Raw genomic sequence first — 20,554 nt, 5'->3', positions numbered from 1 at the left:
CGTTCCGATTGTCACGATCAAATGTAGAACAGGTTCTAGTATATGAGGATATGGTGCATGGTGTTGCTGGTCAATGACCAGAAGGGCAGTTGCAACGGGTTCCATTGCGAAGGAGTGTGCCGTGGCATCGACCGAGTACGCACTGTCGCACCTCGGCGCGCTCGAAGCCGAGGCCGTGCACATCTTTCGGGAAGTGGCGGCCACCGCGGAACGACCGGTGCTGCTGTTCTCCGGCGGCAAGGACTCCGTCGTCATGCTGCATGTCGCAGCGAAGGCGTTCTGGCCCGCCCGAATCCCGTTCGCGGCGTTGCACGTCGACACCGGCCACAACTTCGACGAGGTCATCGACTTCCGGGATCGTACGGTCGCCCGCCTCGGCATCCCGCTCATCGTCGCGCGAGTGCAGGACGACATCGACGCGGGCCGGTCGATTCCGGATCCGGGCGGCTCTCGGAATCGTCTGCAGACCAGAACGTTGCTGCGTGCGATCGAGGAGAGGAACTTCGACGCGGTGTTCGGGGGAGCGCGCCGCGACGAGGAGAAGGCGCGCGCGAAGGAACGCGTGTTCAGTTTTCGCGACGAGCACGGGCAGTGGGATCCACGCAAACAGCGGCCGGAACTGTGGCAGCTGTACAACGGTCGTCACCGACGCGGTGAGCACTGTCGGGTGTTCCCTCTGTCGAACTGGACCGAGCTCGACATATGGCAGTACATCGCGGCCGAAGGCATCGCGCTGCCGAATCTGTACTACGCGCACCGGCGGCAGGTCGTGTCGCGTGACGGAATGCTGTTGGCGGCCACACGGTTCGTCGACATACGGGACGACGAGCCGTTCGACGCGCTCGTCCGCTTCCGCACCGTCGGCGACGCCACGTGCACCGGGTGCGTCCGCTCGACAGCCGACGATCCCGCTGCCGTCGTCGCCGAGATCGCATCCACACGCACCACCGAACGCGGTGCAACGCGCGCCGACGACCGAATCTCGGACACCGGCATGGAAGATCGCAAGAAGGAAGGCTACTTCTGATGTCCGAGTTGCTCAGGGTGGCCACGGCAGGAAGCGTCGACGACGGCAAGTCGACGCTCATCGGCCGGTTGCTGTACGACTCGAAGGCGATCTTCGACGATCAGTGGGATGCCGTCGAACGAACGTCGCGCGCCCGCGGCGGTGACGACGTCGACCTCGCGCTGCTTACCGACGGGCTGCGCGCCGAGCGTGAACAGGGCATCACCATCGACGTCGCCTACCGCTACTTCTCCACGCCGAAAAGGAAATTCGTCGTCGCGGACACGCCGGGTCACGTGCAGTACACGCGCAACATGGTGACGGGCGCGTCGACGGCCGACCTCGCATTGATTCTCGTCGACGCCAGGGCCGGGGTACTCCAGCAGACCAGGCGTCACGCGTTCCTGGCGTCGTTGCTCGGCGTCGCGCATCTGGTGTTGTGCGTCAACAAGATGGACCTCGTCGACTGGTCCGAGGATCGATTCGAGGAGATCAAGGCCGACTTCTCCTCGTTCGCAACCAAACTCGACGTGCACGATCTGACGTTCGTTCCGATGTGCGCCTTGGGCGGCGACAACGTGGTGCACCGAACCGAGTCGATGCCGTGGTACACGGGTGGTTCTCTGATGCACGTTCTCGAGGAGGTGCACGTCGCGTCGGACCGCAACCTCATCGACGCACGGTTCCCGGTGCAATACGTGATCAGGCCGAAAGACGACGGTGAGCATCGCGACTTCCGGGGGTTGGCGGGCACGGTCGCCGGAGGTGTGTTCGCGCCGGGCGACGAAATCGTGGTCCTTCCGTCGGGTTTTCGGACGCGGATCTCGGCGGTGTGGGGACCGGGCGGAGCGAAGATCACCGAGGGATTCGCGTCGTCGGCAGTCTGTCTCGAACTCGACGATCCGCTCGACGTCGGCCGTGGCGACATGCTGTGCCGTCCGAACAATCGTCCCGACATCGGCACGGACATCGACGCGATGGTGTGTTGGCTCGCCGAGGGCGCGGAACTGCGGCCCGAAGATCGATATCTGATGCTGCACACCAGCAACTCCACGATCGCGCACGTCACCCGACTCGACTATCGGCTGGACGTCGACACTCTGCATCGAGACAGGTCGGCAGAGTCGTTGTCGCTCAACGACATCGGCCGCGTCCGCATCCGCACGCAGAACCCGCTGTTCTTCGACCCGTATCGCCGCAACCGCGTGACCGGAAGCTTTCTGCTCGTCAACGAGAGCACCGGCGCGACCGTCGCAGCGGGGATGATCGGCGGGCCTGCGCTGACGGCATCGAACGTCGTGTGGCACGCTGCGCGAGTCGAACGCGAGAGTCGCGCGACCCGAGGGGCGACCGTGTGGCTGACCGGGCTGTCGGCGTCGGGAAAGTCGACGATCGCGGCGGAACTCGAGCGGATTCTGGTGGCGTCGGGTAGGCCCGCGTATCGACTCGACGGCGACAATCTGCGGCACGGACTCAACTCCGATCTCGGATTCGATCGCACGAGCCGCGCCGAGAACGTGCGACGCGTCGGCGAGGTCGCCGGACTGATGGCCGACGCGGGGCTCGTCGCCATTGCTTGCCTCATCAGCCCGTATCGCACGGACCGCGACGACGCGAGACGTGTCCACGACCGTGCAGGCCTGCGGTTCTTCGAGGTCCACGTCGACACGCCGCTCGAGGTCTGCGCGCAGCGCGACCCGAAGGGCATGTACGCCAAGGCGCGTGCCGGTGAGATCACGGGGTTCACCGGCGTCGACGATCCCTACGAGGCGCCCGAGCACCCCGACCTCGTGCTGCGGCCGTCGGACGGCGATCCCGCGGCGCAAGCGTTGCGAATTGTGGAATTGTTGAGCGCGTGACGTATTCGCTGGAAGACGACGCCCACTTCGCCGCCGACGTCGCGCGCGCTGCGGGAGAGTTGCTGCTGGAGATTCGGGACGGCGCGAGCGTGACGGGACGCGAACTGGGCCGTCTCGGCGACGCGCAGGCCAACGACCTGATCCTCGCGCGGCTGAAGACCGACCGTCCGGACGACGCGGTGCTCTCGGAGGAGTCGGCCGACGATCGCGCCCGCCTCGACGCCTCACGCGTCTGGATCATCGATCCGCTCGACGGATCACGCGAATACGGCATGAGCGACCGCGCCGACTGGGCCGTGCACGTCGGTCTGTGGGAAGCAGGGAAGGGGATGACGGCGTCGGCCGTCGCGCAACCGGCTGCAGGCGTCGTGTATTCGACTGCGGACGTGAGCCTGCCGGCGCGGTCGGACCGCAGACCGCAGCTCGTCGTCAGCGACAGCCGCCCGCCGTACTACATGGACGCACTCGCGGCCGACGTCGGCGGCGACGTCGTCACGATGGGATCCGCCGGAGCCAAGGCGATGGCCGTCGTGCGCGGGGACGTCGACGCGTACGTCCACTCCGGTGGGCAGTGGGAATGGGATTCCGCAGCACCCGTCGGCGTTGCGCTGGCGGCCGGGCTGCACTGCTCACGAATCGACGGAACACCGTTGACGTACAACAACTCTCATCCGTACGTACCGGATCTGCTGATCTGTCGTCCCGAACTTGCCGAGCCGCTGCTGCGCGGAATTGCCGCGCACGCCACCCGTGACGCCGATTCCGGACGCGTCGCGATGGCACGTGAGTACGTCGAGGCTCTCGTCAGTCACGACGCCACCAAACTGCGACTCGCCGACGCGTGCCGACGCGTCGAGAACGGAAACAGCACCGGCGACACCGGCCAGTTCATCCGCGATGACCTGGAACAGGGACAGCAGTACAAGTCCATCGTCGCGGTGCGTGACCTCGCCTTCCGCGAGTGGGGCACCAGCGTCGTCGGGCGCTATCTGCTCGACCTGGACGGCGGCGTGACCGTATCCGTGACCGAGCACTTCGAGATCCCGGCAGGCGATATCACCACCATCACGGCCATCATCGAGCCTGCCTGATTTGGGTCATTCCTGCAGGCTCCACTCCCGCCTGAAAGAGTCGACGGCGTTCTGCGCCTCCTCCGTCCGCGCCTGCGCGTCGGTGAGCACTCGCTTCAGGCGCCTGGCTTCACGATCGGCCGACTTCACGGTCCGACGCGCTTCGGCTTCCTGCTCCTCGGCTTCGTGTAGTTCGCTACGCAGTCGAGCGAGCCGCTCCTTGACCTCGGCGAGGTTCTCGTCGGCGGATTCTGCCTCGGCGCGGGCGGATTCGGCGTCGGCGCGCGCCGACGCCTCGTCCTCCTTCGCTTCCTCCAATTGTTCCCTGGCCTCGTCGAGGGCTTTCTGGTCGACGGTATCGGGCTCTTCGTCGGCGGTCTCTTCGTCTTCTGGCTCCTCTTCCTCGTCGGGAAGCTCCGGTGCCAACGCAAGCATCGCGGGACCGAACCCGCTGTACGACTCGGCCGTGACGACGCGGCCCGCCCTGACCCGCTCGCCGACGTCGGGATCTGCGAGAGCCGCGTTCAGGGTCTGACCGATTTCACGTTCCGCGTCGTCGGCGCCTGGCTTGCCGTGCTCGGCTGCGATCTTCACTGCGCGACGCGTCAGCGCCCGGATCGCCTGCTGGCGTGCCCCGGACAGTTCCTTGAGCTCGTCGGCGGCCGAACGTCTTTGAGCCTCGCGCAGACTGTCGCCGAGGTCGAACAGTTCGGCGACGTCCTCGGGTTCCTCGCGGACCAGCAGATTGACCATCCACGCGACGACGGTGGGTTTGCGCAGCGCTCCGATGGCGGTGGCAGTTTTTCGGTCGCCGGCTTTGCGGGCGCGGGCGACGGCGTCCTTGCGCGCGGCGACGAACTCGGAGGGGTCGAGCGAATACAGTTCGTCGGCTACGTCGTCGAAATCGACTTGATCGGGCACACAGCCATACTCGCATCGAGTGATGGAAGAAGGTGTGCCCCCGGCAGGATTCGAACCTGCGGCCTTTCGCTCCGGAGGCGAACGCTCTATCCCCTGAGCTACGGGGGCCAGGGCGGGTCCAAGACTAGCGCATCACCCCCGGCAGCCGAAATCGACCTAGTGTCGTGGGTACGGGGGACAGTCAAGACCAGCCGAAAGGATGATCGGTGACAGCACAGGACTACTCGACGGACGACCTGGATCTCGACTTGAAATGGTGGGCGGCGGCAAACTATCTGACCGTCGCTCAGATCTATCTGCAGGACAACACTCTCCTCGGTGAGCCGCTGACCGCGGCCCACATCAAGCCTCGCCTCCTCGGCCACTGGGGGACGAGCCCGGCGCTGTCGATGATCTATGCGCTGCTCAACCGGCATATCAAGAACACCGACTCGGATTGGCTGTACGTGACCGGACCCGGTCACGGAGGGCCTGCGCTGGTGGCGTCGACCTATCTGGAAGGCACGTATTCGGAGGTCTATCCGCACGTTTCCCGCGACACCGAGGGCGTTCGACGGCTCTGCCGTCAGTTCTCGTCGCCCGGCGGCATCCCTAGCCATGTCAGCGTCCAGACCCCCGGCAGCATCCACGAAGGCGGCGAACTCGGGTACGCGCTCGTGCACGCGGGCGGCGCGGCGTTCGATCGGCCCGATCTGACCGTCGCGTGCGTCATCGGTGACGGGGAGGCGGAAACGGGCCCGCTCGCCGGATCGTGGAAGCTACCGGCGTTCCTGAATCCCCGCCGGGACGGCGCGGTGCTGCCGATCCTGAATCTCAACGGCGCCAAGATCGCGGGGCCGACGGTGTTCGGCCGCAGCAGCGACGAGGACGTCGACGCATTCCTGCGCGGGCAGGGATGGGACCCCGTCATCGTTTCCGGCGACGACCCGCGCCAGGTGTTTCCGGCACTCGAACGCGCTGTTCGAGAGTCACACAACACGATTCGTAAGATCCAAAGCAACGCCCGTTCCGGCGGGAAGCCGGATTTGCGATGGCCCGCGATCGTTCTGCGCACCCCGAAGGGATGGACCGGCCCGCACACCGTCGACGGCACGCTCGTCGAGGGAACCTTTCGCGCGCATCAGGTTCCGCTGTCCGGGGTTCGTACCAACCCCGACCACCTCGCGCAGTTGGAATCCTGGATGCGGTCCTACGAGCCGCAGAACCTGTTCGACGACGGCGGTTCCCTCGTGAAAGAGCTTGCGGCACTCGCCCCGTCGGGGGACAAGCGCATGGGGTCGACGCCGTACGCGAACGGCGGCAGACTCCTACGACCGCTACGAATTCCGCCGCTCGAGAAGTACGAGATTCCGATCGAGGCACCCGGCGCCGGGTTCCACGAGACGACGCGTGTGCTCGGCGAGCTGATGCGCGACATCGATGCGGACAACACCCGCGACGACGGTGGCGGTGACTTCCGGCTGTTCTGCCCGGACGAGACGGCCAGCAATCGCCTGGCGGCGGTGTTCGACGCGACCGACCGGTGCTGGCAGCTGCCGATCGAGGAGTGGGACGACCACCTCTCGCCGGACGGACGCGTCATGGAGGTGCTGAGCGAACATCTCTGCGAGGGCTGGCTGGAAGGCTATCTGCTGGCGGGCGGACACGGCGTGTTCGCCAGCTACGAAGCGTTCGCGATGGTCAGCGTCTCGATGATGATCCAGCACGTCAAGTGGCTGCAGCACGCCGCGGACCTGCCGTGGCGTGAGCCGGTGGCGTCGCTCAACGTGTTGCTGACGAGCACGTGCTGGCGCAACGATCACAACGGCTTCAGTCACCAGGGGCCGGGCATGATCGACGCCGTCATCCCGCTGGCACCCGACGTCGTGCGTGTCTGGTTGCCGCCGGACTCGAACACGCTGTTGTCGATCTCCGATCACTGTCTGCGCAGCCGCGATCACGTCAATCTGATCGTCGTCGACAAGCAGCCGCACCTGCAGTACCTGACGTTGGAGCAGGCTCACGAGCACTGCGCGGCCGGCGCGTCGATCTGGGAATGGGCAGGCACCGAGACCGACACGGCCGGGACGCCGAGCGAGCCGGACATCGTGCTCGCGGCGGCCGGTGACGTGCCGACGCAGGAGATTCTCGCGGCCGCGCAGATTCTGCGCGAATGGGTCCCGTACCTGCGGGTGCGCGTCGTCAACGTCGTCGATCTGATGGGGTTGCTGACGCCGGAGGAGCATCCGCACGGCTTCCCGGAGACGAAGTTCGTCGATCTGTTCACCGCCGATGCAGACGTCGTCTTCGCCTTTCACGGCTACCCGCGTGCCGTGCACGAGCTTCTGCACGGACGCACGGGTGCCGATCGGTTCCACGTCCGCGGCTTCAACGAACAGGGCACGACGACGACACCGTTCGACATGGTCGTGCTGAACAAGATGAGCCGCTACCACCTCGTGCTGGAGGCGCTACGGCGGTCGCGTCGCGTACCCGAGAAGGGCGGAGAGCTGATCGACTACTGCACGTCCCAGCTCGCGCGGCACGAGAAGTACGTCGTCGAGCACCTCGAGGACATGCCCGAGGTGGCCGACTGGACGTTCTCGGTCTCTAGCTAGGCGCCAAGGGTTGGGCGCCACGCTCGGCGAGCATCTGCTTCATGAGCGTGGCCTCGCTCTCCTGCGTGGAGATCATCGATTCGGCGAGCCGCTTCAGAGCGGGAGTCTCGGCGTGGTCGACGGCGTACTCCATCATCGACAGGCCGCCCTCGTGGTGCCGCAGCATCAACTGCAGGAACATCACGTCGACGGCCGGGCCGGTTGCTTGGCGCAATGCTGCGAGCTCGTCGGCCGTCGCCATGCCCGGCATGGCCGCAACCGATCCTGTCGGCTGTGAGGCCATCGACATCGTGTGGGAGTGGCCTTCGTCGTCCTTCATCCAGCCCATGTAGCCGTTCGATCCGACGGGAGCGCGGTCCCAGATGGCCAGCCAGCCCTGCATCTGGCCCACCTGGTTCTGCTGCGAGGTCAGCATGTCGAACGCGAGCGTTCGCACGGGCTGGTCGGCTGCGTTGGTCAGTGCGATCGAGGACATGTCGATGGCCTGGTTGTGGTGCACCGACATGTCCTGGGCGAAGCCGACGTCGACCGAATCCGCTGCAGGCACGGAGTCGTCGCCACCGAGCACGGTGGTCCTGGCGAGGAATCCGAGGGCGAATCCGACGGCGACGGCCGCGATCAGTCCCAGGATCGCCAGCGCGGCGACCTGGGACTTCTTACGGGGTTGATCCGACATCAGGACGCGGGCGCCGGTTCTGCCGGAGCTTCGGTCGGGAGTTGGAGATCGGAGGGAAGCTGCATGCCATCGGGCAGACCACCGGTAGCGCCGGTCTCGCTGGCGTCGGGCGTGATGCCCGCGCCGTCCATCGGCACGGCGTCGGCCCCGGGAGCCGACGCGTCGAACGGCGGCGGGTTGTCGGGATCGAACGAGCCGGGCACGGTCGAGCAGCTGGCACCGACCTCGGGGTATGCGTAGCGGTTCAGGCGCAGCGCAGCGATGAAGTGATCGATGCGCTCGTCGTCGACGCTGTCGAGCTTCAGCTGGTGGCCCCACGACTGCAGCGACACGGCGGAGTCCTGGCCGGGGTACGGCGACATCAGCATGTAGGACTCACCGTCGACCTTGTCGGCGAGAGTGGAGATCTGATCCTCGCCGAGTTCGTCCGGGTTGTACGTGATCCATACGGCGCCGTGTTCGAGCGAGTGCACGGCGTTCTCGGTACGGATGGCCTCGGGGTAGACGACGCCGGTGCACGTGGCCCACACCGCATCGTGCGGTCCACCGAACGGGGGAGTCTGGTCGTACGCGACGCGCTGGGTCGGGCTGACGTGCAGCGCCGCCGGGTACTCCATCTTCACCACGTCGGCGATCTGCGACGACGGGTCCTGATTGCTCTCGCTCGGCTCCCACTTCTGGGTCTCGGCGCGCTGCTGGTACTTGGGAACGAGGTTGATCGCGAGAATCGCGATGAGACCGACCACGACGACGATCGCTCCGACCGTCAGCCAGGGAATCTGCCGACCCGGACGTCCGGATTTGGTCGCCGGGACGCCGCTCTTTCTCTTGGCGGCCTTGATGGCCTTGTTGGCCTTGGCGGCCGACTTCTTGCTCTGACCGCCGCTATCGGAACCCGTGGGCATCGCTGTCGTCGCTCTTTCGGTTGTGGGAGGTGCGACGTGTCCGCGCACCTGGTTGCAAGATCGCAGGGCGCCATTACTGTACGTTCTCATTCTGAGCGCATGCTTTGAGGCCGTCCGGGGGTGACGCCTGCCCTCATGAGGTACTGGCTGCCGACCGACCCTGCCCTAGACCATAGGATAGCTACCTGTGACTCCAGCCGACCTTGCCGAACTGCTACACGCGACCGCCGCGAAGGTGCTTGCCGAACGCGGTCTCGACGCGTCCGTGCTGCCCCAGAAGCTGACGGTCGAACGACCCCGCAACCCCGAGCACGGTGACTACGCGACCAACGTCGCACTTCAGGTCGCCAAGAAAGCCGGCGCCAATCCGCGCGATTTCGCCGGTTGGCTCGCCGAAGCCCTCGCCGCCGACTCCGCGATCGCCAGCGCCGACGTCGCGGGCCCCGGATTCCTCAACATTCGCCTCGCGGCGGACGCGCAGGGCGCGATCGTCGCCCAGGCGCTCACCGCGGCCGCGTCGTACGGCCACGGAACTGCGCTCGCAGGCCGCAAGGTGAACCTCGAGTTCGTCTCCGCGAACCCGACCGGCCCGATCCACCTGGGCGGCACCCGGTGGGCAGCCGTCGGCGACGCGCTGGGCCGGATCCTGACTGCTCAGGGAGCCGAGGTGGTACGCGAGTACTACTTCAACGATCACGGTGCGCAGATCGACCGCTTCAGCCGCTCGCTCATCGCCGCCGCGAAGGGTGAACCGGCGCCCGAGGACGGCTACGCGGGCGCCTACATCGGTGAAATTGCACAGGCTGTGCTCGCGAAGAGCCCCGAGGCGCTCGCGATGGCACCCGAAGCACAGGCCGAGACCTTCCGGTCCATCGGCGTCGACCTGATGTTCGCGCAGATCAAGAAGAATCTGCACGAGTTCGGCGTCGACTTCGACGTGTACTTCCACGAGAACTCGCTGTTCGAATCCGGTGCGGTCGAGAAGGCCGTCGACTACCTGAAGAACTCGGGAAGCCTCTACCACGAGGACGGAGCCTGGTGGCTGCGCAGCACCGACTTCGGTGACGACAAGGATCGCGTCGTCATCAAGAGCGACGGCAACGCCGCGTACATCGCCGGTGACATCGCGTACTTCCAGAACAAGCGCCAGCGCGGCTTCGACCTGTGCATCTACATGCTCGGCGCGGACCACCACGGTTACGTGGGTCGCCTCAAGGCCGCCGCGGCAGCGTACGGCGACGACCCCGACACCGTCGAGGTGCTCATCGGCCAGATGGTCAACCTGGTGCGCGACGGCGCCCCGGTCAAGATGAGCAAGCGCGCGGGCACCGTCATCACGCTCGACGACCTGGTCGACGCCATCGGCGTCGACGCGGCCCGCTACGTGCTCGTGCGCTCGTCGGTCGACTCGAGCATCGACATCGACCTCGAACTGTGGGCCAGTGCGAGCAACGAGAACCCGGTCTACTACGTCCAGTACGCGCACGCGCGGCTCGCGTCGCTGGCACGGGGCGCGGCCGAACTGGGCCTGTCCGCCGAGAACCCGGACCTGTCCCTGCTGACGCAGGAGCAGGAGGGCGACCTGATCCGGACGATCGGCGAATACCCGCGCGTCGTAGCCAGTGCGGCGAATCTGCGTGAGCCGCACCGCATTGCGCGGTACCTCGAAGAACTGGCCGGTGCCTACCACCGGTTCTACGGTGCATGCCGTGTACTTCCCCAAGGAGACGAGGAGCCAGGCCCCGTGAACATCGCACGTTTGGCGTTGGGCAACGCAACCCGGCAGGTGCTGGCCAACGGCCTCGACCTGCTCGGCGTCAGCGCACCGGAGCGGATGTGAACGCGCATCCCGCCGGTCCGAAGCACGCCGACGTCGCGACCAAGGAGTCGTGGACGGAACGACCCGCCTCGGCGTCGGAGATGACAACGCTTCCCGCGCATGTCTTCCCGCGCAACGCCGCTCGCGGCGACGACGGCGTGGTCCGCCTCGCCGGAGTGCCGGTCACCGAACTGGCCGAGCAGTACGGCACCCCGCTGTTCGTCATCGACGAGGACGACTTCCGTTCGCGGGCACGGGAAATGGCGTCGGCGTTCGGTGACCCGGCACGAGTTCACTACGCGTCCAAAGCGTTCCTGTGCGGAGAGATAGCGCGCTGGATCGCCGACGAGGGACTCTCGCTCGACGTGTGCTCCGGCGGTGAACTGGGCATCGCACTCGCCGCGGGATTCCCGGCGAACCGAATTGCCATGCACGGCAACAACAAGTCGATCGACGAGCTGACCGCAGGCGTGCGAGCCGGGGTCGAACACGTCGTACTCGACTCGAGCATCGAGATCGACCGACTCGACGCCGTCGCCGGAGAACTCGGTGTCGTTCAGGACGTCCTGGTGCGCGTCACCGTCGGGGTCGAGGCACACACGCACGAGTTCATCGCGACCGCGCACGAGGATCAGAAATTCGGATTCTCGCTGGCCGACGGCTCGGCGCTGGACGCGGTTCGCCGTGTCTTCGCCGCCGACAACCTGCGACTCGTCGGACTGCACAGCCACATCGGCTCGCAGATCTTCGAGGTCGACGGTTTCGAACTCGCCGCGCACAAGTTGCTGGGCCTGCTGCGAGACGTGGTGTCGGAGTTCGGTACCGACAAGACTGCGCAGATCTCGACCATCGATCTCGGTGGCGGCATGGGCATCTCGTACGTGGCCAGTGACGACCCGCCCGCGGTCGAGGACCTCGCCGCGAAGTTGAAGTCCATCGTCGCAAGCGAATCGGCGGCCGTGGGCCTGCCGGTGCCTCGTATCGACGTCGAGCCGGGACGCGCCATCGCCGGTCCTGGCACGGTCACGCTGTACGAGGTCGGCACCACCAAGGACGTGACGGTCGATGCGAAGACTCGTCGCCGCTACATCAGCGTCGACGGTGGAATGAGCGACAACATTCGTACGTCGCTGTACCAGGCCGAGTACGACTGCAGGTTGGTCTCGCGTGACAGCGAATCGGATGCGGTGCTCGCTCGGGTCGTCGGAAAGCATTGCGAGAGCGGCGACATCGTTATCAAGAACACGTGGATGCCGAGCGACGTCGGACCGGGCGACCTGTTGGCCGTCGCCGCGACCGGTGCGTACTGCTACTCGATGTCCAGTCGGTACAACCTGTTGACTCGACCTGCCGTCGTGGCAGTGAAAGACGGAAAGTCCCGCCTCGTTCTGCGCCGGGAGACATTGGAAGATCTGCTCAGCTTGGAGGTGCAGCCGTGACATCGAAGCCGTTGGGTGTGGCCGTTCTCGGTCTCGGAAACGTCGGAAGCGAAGTCGTTCGCATTCTGACCGAGAACGCAGCCGACTTCGAGGCGAGAGTAGGTGCGCCGCTGGAGATTCGGGGCATCGCAGTGCGTCGCATCGACGGTGATCGTGGCGTCGACGCCTCGTTGCTGACCGACGATCCGGCGTCGCTCGTCGAGCGCGAGGACGTCGATCTCGTCGTCGAGGTGCTGGGCGGCATCGACGTTCCTCGCAAGCTGATCTTCTCGGCCCTCGAGAAGGGCAAGTCGGTCGTCACCGCGAACAAGGCGTTGCTCGCCGAGTACGCGGGCGAGCTCAACGACGCGGCCGAGAAGTCCCGCGCCGACCTGTATTTCGAGGCTGCCGTCGCGGGCGCCATTCCGGTCGTGCGCCCGCTGATGCAGTCGCTCGCAGGCGATCGCGTCAACAAGGTCGCCGGAATCGTCAACGGCACGACCAACTTCATCCTGTCCGCGATGGACGACACGGGTGCCGACTACGCCGAGACGCTCGCCGAAGCGGGACGTCTCGGGTACGCCGAAGCGGATCCCACCGCCGACGTCGAGGGTTACGACGCCGCGTCCAAGGCTGCGATTCTCGCGTCGATCGCGTTCCACACCCGCGTCACCGCGGGCGACGTCTACCGCGAGGGCATCAGCAAGATCACCGGGGAGGACCTGCAGACGGCACGGTCGCTCGACTGCACCATCAAGCTGCTCGCCATCTGCGAACGCATCACGACGCCGAAGGGCAAGGAGCGTATCTCCGCTCGCGTCTACCCGGCGCTCGTTCCGCGGAACCACCCGCTGGCGACGGTGAACGGCGCGTTCAACGCCGTGGTCGTCGAAGCCGAGGCTGCAGGACGTCTCATGTTCTACGGACAGGGTGCAGGCGGTTCGCCGACGGCGTCTGCCGTGCTCGGCGACCTGGTGATGGCCGCACGCAACAAGTTCTACGGCGGACGCGGTCCGCTGGAGTCGAAGTACGCCAAACTCAAGGTTGCGCCCATAGGAGACATCCCCACTCGGTACTACGTGAGCATGCAGGTGGCCGATCGCCCGGGCGTTCTGGCGACGGTCGCGGCCGAGTTCTCCAAGCGTGACGTCAGTATCTCGACAGTCCGTCAGCAGGATGCGGGCGACGGCGCCCGCCTCGTCGTCGTCACCCACGTCGCCGCGGATTCCGCACTCTCCGAAACCGTCTCGGCGCTCGAGAAGCTCGACGTCGTCACGTCAGTCGCAAGCGTTCTCAGATTGGAAGGCACCACCGAATGACCGTTCACACGCCGTGGCCAGGGCTGATCGAGGCGTACCGCGATCGCCTCGCTCTCGGACCGGACTGGAAGACCGTGACCCTGCTCGAGGGTGGCACGCCGCTGATCCACGCGGAGCACCTGTCCGAGATCACCGGATGCGACGTACATCTGAAGGTGGAGGGGCTCAACCCGACGGGGTCGTTCAAGGACCGCGGTATGACGATGGCCGTCACCGACGCGCTCGCTCGCGGCCAGGAAGCTGTGCTGTGCGCGTCGACGGGCAACACGTCGGCGTCCGCCGCTGCGTACGCGGCCAAGGCCAAGATGGGCTGCGCGGTGCTCGTGCCGCAGGGCAAGATCGCAATGGGCAAGCTCGCCCAGGCAGTCATGCACGGCGCGAAGATCATTCAGGTGCAGGGCAACTTCGACGACTGCCTCGAGCTCGCCCGTAAGACCACGGCCGAGTTCCCGACGATCGGCCTCGTCAACTCCGTCAACCCCGTGCGTATCGAGGGACAGAAGACGGCCGCGTTCGAGGTGTGCGACGCACTCGGCAAAGCGCCTGACGTGCATGCACTTCCGGTCGGCAACGCCGGAAACATCACCGCGTACTGGCGTGGATACTCCGAGTATTTCCGTGACGGCATCACGTCGGTCAAGCCGCGCATGCTCGGTGTCCAGGCCGCGGGCGCAGCACCTCTCGTCAGCGGTGCACCGGTGAAGGATCCGGAAACCATCGCCACCGCGATCCGCATCGGTTCGCCCGCGTCGTGGAACGGTGCGGTCGCAGCCAAGGAAGAGTCGGGCGGCGCGTTCCGTGCGGCCACCGACGACGAGATTCTCGAGGCCTACCGCCTGGTCGCCAGGACCGAAGGTGTCTTCGTCGAGCCTGCGTCGGCGGCAAGCATCGCCGGCCTGCTCGCCGCACGTAAGGAAGGCTGGCTGGACAGCGGACTGACCGTCGTCTGCACCGTGACCGGCAACGGCCTCAAGGACCCCGACACCGCACTGTCGGGAATGCCTGTCGTCGAACCCATCCCGGTCGATCCCGTCGCTGTGGCGTCTGCGCTCGAGCTGGCGTAGTGACAGAATCCGCGACCATGACGACAACGCTGCCGACCGGTCTGACCGTGACCGCCCGTGTGCCTGCGTCGAGTGCCAATCTCGGCCCGGGGTTCGACACCCTCGGTATCGCACTGGGCCTGTACGACGAGGTCACCGTCACCACGACCACGTCGGGTCTGAGCATCCACGTTCAGGGCGAAGGTGCCGACGACGTCCCGTGGGGGCCGACGCATCTCGTCGTACGGGCGATCGAGCGTGGGCTGGAGGCGGCAGGCGTCTGGGCCGACGGCCTGGATGTGGTGTGCAACAACGTCATTCCGCATTCGCGTGGTCTCGGATCATCGGCGTCGGCGGTCGTCGGAGGACTGGCGGCCGCCAACGGTCTCGCGGCGAAACTCGATCCGTCGCTCGCGCTGAGCGACGAGCAACTCGTGCAGTTGTCGTCCGAATTCGAAGGTCATCCGGACAACGCGTCGGCCAGTGTGCTCGGCGGTGCCGTCGTGTCGTGGAGCGAGCCGGCAAGCGCGAGCATCACGCAACGCACCTATTCGGCCGTGCGTCTTGCCGTGCATCCGGACATCCGCGTCGTCGCGCTCGTACCCTCGGAGCGATCGTCGACGTCGCATACCCGTGGTCTGCTACCGGAATTGGTCCCGCATCGCGACGCGGCGTTCAATGTCAGCAGGGGAGCGCTCGCGGTCGTCGCGCTGACACAGAGGCCCGATCTGTTGATGGCCGCGACCGAGGACCTGTTGCATCAAGGTCAGCGTTCGAGTGCGTTGCCGGACGCGACGAAGTGGATCTCGTCACTGCGCGCGCGCGGCATCGCGGCGGTGTTGTCTGGCGCCGGGCCGACGGTACTGGCTCTGTGCACGGAACCGTTTCCGCAGGACATGAAGGAACAGGCAGACAGCGAAGGACTGAAAGTTCTCGAGCTCGAGGTCGCCGACGGCGTCCGAATCGGGTGACTCGCCGGTAACCGGTTCTTGCCGACTGTGTCGAACAGGGCTATTCTGAGGTTCGTCCGTACATCGTGCGCTTCAGACGCCGGTTTTCACCAGGGCATTCAAGTTGCTGCATCCGGGGGATTCCACGTCCGGGGTGGTTGACGTTCCTGGCTCGATTCCCATCCGCAACACACACGCGGCATCGGAATCGGTCGTCTGTCCGAAGCGTGTCGATCGTGAACGGCTACATCCGGGTTCGATACGAGATTCGAGCTGCGGAACGAACCCTCGACTGCGCAGACTGCGAGCGAGGGAAGGAAAGGACCTCCGTGACCGATACGGAACTGATCTCTGCGCCCGAGAAAACGCGCCGCGGAGCTGGCCTGTCCGGAATGGTGCTCACCGAGCTGCGTAGTCTCGCGGGAGAACTCGGCATCAAGAGCATCTCGGGCATGCGCAAAGGCGACCTGATCGCCGCAATTTCTGCACGTCAGGCAGGCGGTGCCGCGCCTTCGAAGATCGAAGCGCAGCCGAAGGCCGAGGCGGCACCCAAGACATCGCGTCGCGCTGCGGCCGTAGCGGACAAGGCTCCCGTCGACGACGCTCCGGCGGCCGCGCCTGCGGCGACCGACGATGCGGCCGAGGCGCCGCGTCGCACGCGGGGACGTCGGGCTTCCGGTCGTCGTGCCGGTGCACCCGACCAGCTTCCGCTCGACGACACGGCTTCCTCCGAGTCGGCTTCCGAGTCCAGCGCTCCTGTTGCCGACAAGGAACAATCCGACAACGCAGCCTCCGAGCGTCCGCGTCGTGGCCGCGGAAACCGTGCCGACGGCGGCGCTCGCACCGAAGCTTCGGACAACGACACCGCGACGCGCGGCGACGGCAACCGTTCGGAAAACCGCGGCGACAACACGCGTTCCGAGGGCCGTGGGTCCGACAACGGCCGCGGCGACGGCAACCGGTCCGACGGTCGTGGCGACGGTCGTGGTGAGAACAACCGGAACCGTGGTCGTAACCAGGGTGACAACCGGGGCGAGAACCGAGGCGACAGCCGCAACGACAATCGGAACGACAACCGTGAAGACCGCAACAACGGTCCGCGGTCCGATCGTGACAACCGCGACAACCAGGACGACGACGGAGAAGGTCGTGGTCGTCGGGGTCGCCGGTTCCGCGAGCGTCGTCGTGGACGCGACCGTGACGGCGGCGGCAGCGAGGGACGCGAGCGCGAGCCCGAGATTCGCGAGGACGACGTTCTCCAGCCCGTAGCGGGCATCCTCGACGTTCTCGACAACTACGCGTTCGTGCGTACGTCCGGGTACCTGGCGGGTCCGAACGACGTCTACGTCTCGATGAACCTGGTGCGCAAGAACGGACTTCGTCGCGGCGACGCGATCACCGGTGCCGTTCGAGTCGCGCGTGAAGGCGAACAGTCGAACCAGCGCCAGAAGTTCAACCCGCTCGTTCGTCTCGACACCGTCAACGGCGGCGACGTCGAATCGGCGCGCAAGCGTCCCGAGTTCGGCAAGCTGACGCCGCTCTACCCGAACCAGCGTCTGCGTCTCGAGACCACGCCGAACATCCTGACCACGCGCATCATCGACCTGGTCATGCCGATCGGTAAGGGCCAGCGTGCGCTGATCGTGAGCCCGCCGAAGGCCGGTAAGACCAGCGTTCTGCAGGCCATCGCCAACGCCATCTCGGTCAACAATCCCGAGTGCTACCTGATGGTCGTCCTCGTCGACGAGCGTCCCGAGGAAGTCACCGACATGCAGCGTTCGGTGAACGGCGAGGTCATCGCCTCGACGTTCGACCGTCCACCGGGCGACCACACGTCGGTGGCCGAGCTCGCCATCGAGCGTGCGAAGCGTCTCGTCGAGGCCGGCCAGGACGTCGTCGTGCTGCTCGACTCGATCACGCGACTCGGCCGTGCGTACAACAACAGCTCGCCTGCATCGGGACGCATCCTGTCCGGTGGTGTCGACTCGACCGCGCTGTACCCGCCCAAGCGTTTCCTGGGTGCTGCGCGCAACATCGAGAACGGCGGATCGCTCACCATCATCGCCACCGCGATGGTCGAGACCGGTTCCACCGGTGACACGGTCATCTTCGAGGAGTTCAAGGGCACCGGTAACGCCGAGCTCAAGCTCGATCGCAAGATCGCCGAGCGACGCGTCTTCCCGGCCGTCGACGTCAACCCGTCCGGTACGCGTAAGGACGAGCTGCTGCTCAGCTCGGACGAGGCAGCGGTGCTGCACAAGCTCCGCCGCGTGCTGTCGGGCCTCGACTCGCACCAGGCCATCGATCTGTTGATCGACCGGCTCAAGAAGAGCAAGAACAACCTCGAGTTCCTGATCCAGGTGTCGAAGACCGCGCCCGGCGCGCTCGACGACTAGGCACCCGTGCGTGCGAATGTACAGCCCGCTGTACATTCGCACGCACGACTGGGAACAAGAGTCGAAGTGCCCGTGTTGAAGCACCTGTCAGTGAGCGATTAGCAGGTCAACCGCTCTCTCTGGCATACTGAACGGCCGAGTCCGGTTCCGGTTCACGTCCTCGAACGGCGAGGTCGACCCGGCGACCATTGGAAAGGGACACCATGAAGGCAGGAATCCACCCCGACTACACCACCACCACCGTGGTCTGTGGTTGCGGAAATACTTTCGAGACGCGTAGCACCACCGACAAAGAGCGCATCAACGTCGAGGTCTGCTCGCAGTGCCACCCGTTCTACACGGGCAAGCAGAAGATTCTCGACACCGGTGGTCGCGTTGCACGCTTCGAGGCTCGCTACGGAAAGCGCGCCGGCAAGAAGGCTGCAGCCGACAGCTAGCTGTTTCGCCGACGCCCGCCCTGTGCAGTTTGCAGGGCGGGCGTCGGCTTTTTTCATACCTATCGAGGATTCACGAGAGCGGAGCACACCCATGGCGAGGATGACGAAGCCTTCGGCCATCGACGACATTCTGGCCGAACACTCGGGCCTCGAGCAGCAGCTGGCGGACCCGGCGCTGCACAACGACCCCAGTGCTGCACGTCGTGCGGGTAAACGCTTCGCAGAGTTGGCGCCGATCATGTCCGTGCACGGCAAACTCGTCTCGGCACAGGACGATCTGGCCGCCGCCCGCGAACTGGCCGCCGACGACGCGTCGTTCGCCGCCGAGATTCCCGACCTCGAACAGTCGGTGGAGACGCTGGAGCAGACGCTCGCCGATCTGCTGGCTCCCCGCGATCCGCACGACGGCGACGACATCGTCCTCGAGGTGAAGTCCGGTGAGGGTGGCGAGGAATCGGCTTTGTTCGCCTCCGATCTGGCTCGCATGTACGTCCGGTACGCGGAACGACGCGGCTGGCGCGTCGAGATCCTCGACGCCAACGTTTCCGACCTCGGTGGATACAAGGATGCGACGCTGTCGATCAAGACCAAGGGCGATTCGCTCGACGGCGTCTGGGCGCGGCTGAAGTTCGAAGGCGGCGTGCACCGCGTACAGCGTGTGCCGGTCACCGAGTCGCAGGGACGCGTGCACACCTCCGCGGCAGGCGTTCTCGTCTATCCCGAGCCCGAAGAGGTCGAGGAAGTCCAGATCGACGAGACCGATCTGCGTATCGACGTATACCGCTCGTCCGGCAAGGGTGGCCAGGGCGTCAACACGACGGACTCCGCGGTTCGCATCACGCACCTGCCCACCGGAATCGTCGTCACCTGCCAGAACGAACGATCTCAGCTCCAGAACAAGGCACGTGCCATGCAGGTGCTCGCCGCGCGCCTGCAGGCCGCGGCCGAGGAAGCTGCCGACGAGGAAGCCGCAGCGGGGCGGGCCAGCCAGGTGCGGACCGTCGACCGCTCCGAGCGCATTCGCACGTACAACTTCCCCGAGAACCGAATCACCGATCACCGCATCGGATTCAAGGCACACAACCTCGACGCGGTCCTCGACGGCGAACTCGACGCGTTGCTCGACGCGCTCGGCAAGGCCGACCGCGAGGCTCGCATGCAGGCGGAATGACACTTCGTGGCACGCTGTACTCGTGACTCGTAAACCACTGCGCCTGGCCATTCTCGACGCCACCGGCAAGTTGGAGGCCGCAGGTGTCCCGAGCGCTCGCGTCGACGCCGAGTTGTTGGCGTCGCACATCGTCGGTGTCGAACGCGGCCGTCTCGGGCTCGTCCCCTTGGTCGAGCCCGAGATCATCGACGCGTACATGAAGACCGTCGAGCAACGCGCGAAGCGTATTCCACTTCAATACATCACCGGCACAACGGCTCTCGGCAACATCGACGTGGAAGTCGGTCCGGGAGTGTTCGTTCCACGCCCCGAGACCGAGCTGTTGCTCGGCTGGGCTCTGGCGTTTCTCGAACGCGTCGATACCAAGCCGCCCGTCGTCGTCGACTTGTGCACCGGCTCAGGCGCTTTGGCGCTCGCCGTGGCGAATGCCCGGCCGGACGCCGAAGTTCACGCCGTCGAAATCGATCCACCTGCTCTGGCGTGGGCGCGTCGCAACGCGGATCTGCGTGCGGAACAAGGGGATACGCCGATCACGCTGCATCACGGCGACGTCACCGACCGAACGCTGCTCACCGACCTCGACGGGCGCGTCGACCTCATCGTGTCCAATCCGCCGTACATTCCGCTCGGTGCGGAACTCGAACCGGAAGTCGTGGACCACGACCCGCATCGTGCACTGTTCGGTGGCGCGGACGGACTGTCGGTCATCGAGCCCATGATCGGGACGATCGCACGTCTGCTGCGCGTCGGGGGAGCGGCGGGCGTCGAACACGACGACTCCCACGGGCGCCAGGTGGCCGAGTTGTTCGAGCGCCGACGCATCTTCGCCGGGGTCGAGGAACACCCGGATCTCGCAGGACGGCCGCGGTTCGTCGTCGCGTCCAGAGCGGCCGTGTCGAAAACGGACGTGTCGGGCCACTGACGCACTCCCGCGAGCCATCTGCCGTCTCGCGGGAGGTGAGTGACA

At 66.0% G+C, this 20,554-nt stretch carries 16 protein-coding genes and 1 tRNA gene; 13 read left to right on the top strand and 4 right to left on the bottom strand.

The genetic code is table 11. From position 1 onward, the window contains the following. Positions 1-73: 73 nt before the first annotated feature. Genes cysD through HQ354_RS20720 form a run of 3 tightly spaced genes read left to right on the top strand, consistent with a single transcriptional unit; the run spans position 74 to position 3,956 of the window. Positions 74-1,027 (top strand): sulfate adenylyltransferase subunit CysD, encoded by a 954-nt coding sequence (cysD, locus tag HQ354_RS20730; RefSeq protein WP_222635488.1) that lies wholly within the window; start codon positions 74-76, stop codon positions 1,025-1,027. After that, positions 1,027-2,865, top strand: coding sequence for an adenylyl-sulfate kinase (cysC, locus tag HQ354_RS20725; protein WP_222635489.1), 1,839 nt, complete (start codon positions 1,027-1,029; stop codon positions 2,863-2,865). Before cysD ends, cysC begins: the two co-directional genes overlap by 1 nt. An 8-nt stretch (positions 2,866-2,873) precedes the next feature. Next, on the top strand, positions 2,874-3,956 hold the full coding sequence (locus tag HQ354_RS20720; protein ID WP_222635493.1) for a 3'(2'),5'-bisphosphate nucleotidase CysQ: 1,083 nt from the start codon (positions 2,874-2,876) through the stop codon (positions 3,954-3,956). A 6-nt stretch (positions 3,957-3,962) separates the two neighbouring features. Here the strand turns inward: HQ354_RS20720 and HQ354_RS20715 are convergent, their stop codons facing one another. Both HQ354_RS20715 and HQ354_RS20710 read right to left on the bottom strand, forming a co-directional pair. Next, on the bottom strand, positions 3,963-4,856 hold the full coding sequence (locus HQ354_RS20715) for a hypothetical protein (RefSeq protein WP_222635490.1): 894 nt from the start codon (positions 4,854-4,856) through the stop codon (positions 3,963-3,965). 35 nt (positions 4,857-4,891) lie between these two features. Beyond that, positions 4,892-4,964: transfer RNA gene (locus HQ354_RS20710), tRNA-Arg, on the bottom strand. Between the two features lie 98 nt (positions 4,965-5,062). Here HQ354_RS20710 and HQ354_RS20705 point away from each other — a divergent pair. Continuing rightward, complete coding sequence (locus HQ354_RS20705; RefSeq protein ID WP_222635491.1) at positions 5,063-7,453, top strand: phosphoketolase; 2,391 nt, start codon at positions 5,063-5,065, stop codon at positions 7,451-7,453. Here the strand turns inward: HQ354_RS20705 and HQ354_RS20700 are convergent. Further along, entirely contained in the window at positions 7,446-8,129 is a 684-nt protein-coding gene (locus HQ354_RS20700; RefSeq protein ID WP_068429416.1) for a DUF305 domain-containing protein, read from the bottom strand. The two genes, HQ354_RS20705 and HQ354_RS20700, sit on opposite strands and share 8 nt — an antisense overlap. Continuing rightward, positions 8,129-9,034, bottom strand: coding sequence for a DUF3105 domain-containing protein (locus tag HQ354_RS20695; RefSeq protein WP_068429413.1), 906 nt, complete (start codon positions 9,032-9,034; stop codon positions 8,129-8,131). Before HQ354_RS20695 ends, HQ354_RS20700 begins: the two co-directional genes overlap by 1 nt. A 187-nt stretch (positions 9,035-9,221) precedes the next feature. Here HQ354_RS20695 and argS point away from each other — a divergent pair, with 187 nt between their 5' ends. The 9 genes from argS (at position 9,222) to prmC (ending at position 20,509) form a co-directional block, all read left to right on the top strand. Then, entirely contained in the window at positions 9,222-10,874 is a 1,653-nt protein-coding gene (gene argS, locus HQ354_RS20690; protein ID WP_068429410.1) for an arginine--tRNA ligase, read from the top strand. Next, positions 10,871-12,292, top strand: a complete 1,422-nt coding sequence (gene lysA, locus HQ354_RS20685) for a diaminopimelate decarboxylase (protein WP_068429407.1) — start codon at positions 10,871-10,873, stop codon at positions 12,290-12,292. Before argS ends, lysA begins: the two co-directional genes overlap by 4 nt. Next, positions 12,289-13,590 carry a homoserine dehydrogenase gene (locus HQ354_RS20680; protein WP_068429404.1) on the top strand — a complete coding sequence of 434 codons (1,302 nt, stop codon included), beginning with the start codon at positions 12,289-12,291 and terminating at the stop codon, positions 13,588-13,590. Before lysA ends, HQ354_RS20680 begins: the two co-directional genes overlap by 4 nt. Further along, complete coding sequence (gene thrC, locus HQ354_RS20675; RefSeq protein WP_068429402.1) at positions 13,587-14,654, top strand: threonine synthase; 1,068 nt, start codon at positions 13,587-13,589, stop codon at positions 14,652-14,654. Before HQ354_RS20680 ends, thrC begins: the two co-directional genes overlap by 4 nt. A gap of 17 nt (positions 14,655-14,671) precedes the next feature. After that, entirely contained in the window at positions 14,672-15,604 is a 933-nt protein-coding gene (gene thrB / locus HQ354_RS20670) for a homoserine kinase (RefSeq protein WP_068429452.1), read from the top strand. A 308-nt stretch (positions 15,605-15,912) separates the two neighbouring features. Further along, a complete protein-coding gene (gene rho / locus HQ354_RS20665; RefSeq protein ID WP_157105385.1) occupies positions 15,913-17,979 on the top strand; it encodes a transcription termination factor Rho in 2,067 nt (688 codons plus the stop codon). A 203-nt stretch (positions 17,980-18,182) separates the two neighbouring features. Further along, a complete protein-coding gene (gene rpmE, locus HQ354_RS20660; protein WP_068429399.1) occupies positions 18,183-18,416 on the top strand; it encodes a 50S ribosomal protein L31 in 234 nt (77 codons plus the stop codon). Positions 18,417-18,507: 91 nt separating this feature from the next. Continuing rightward, complete coding sequence (gene prfA / locus HQ354_RS20655) at positions 18,508-19,587, top strand: peptide chain release factor 1 (RefSeq protein WP_068429396.1); 1,080 nt, start codon at positions 18,508-18,510, stop codon at positions 19,585-19,587. 22 nt (positions 19,588-19,609) lie between these two features. Then, a complete protein-coding gene (gene prmC, locus HQ354_RS20650; protein WP_068429393.1) occupies positions 19,610-20,509 on the top strand; it encodes a peptide chain release factor N(5)-glutamine methyltransferase in 900 nt (299 codons plus the stop codon). Positions 20,510-20,554 lie beyond the last annotated feature (45 nt).

This window comes from Rhodococcus sp. BP-261, from assembly GCF_019835205.1.
Classification (GTDB): domain Bacteria; phylum Actinomycetota; class Actinomycetes; order Mycobacteriales; family Mycobacteriaceae; genus Rhodococcoides; species Rhodococcoides kyotonensis_B.
The sequence above is the reverse complement of the archived record's forward strand: the minus strand, read 5'-3'. Positions and strand labels throughout refer to the sequence as shown.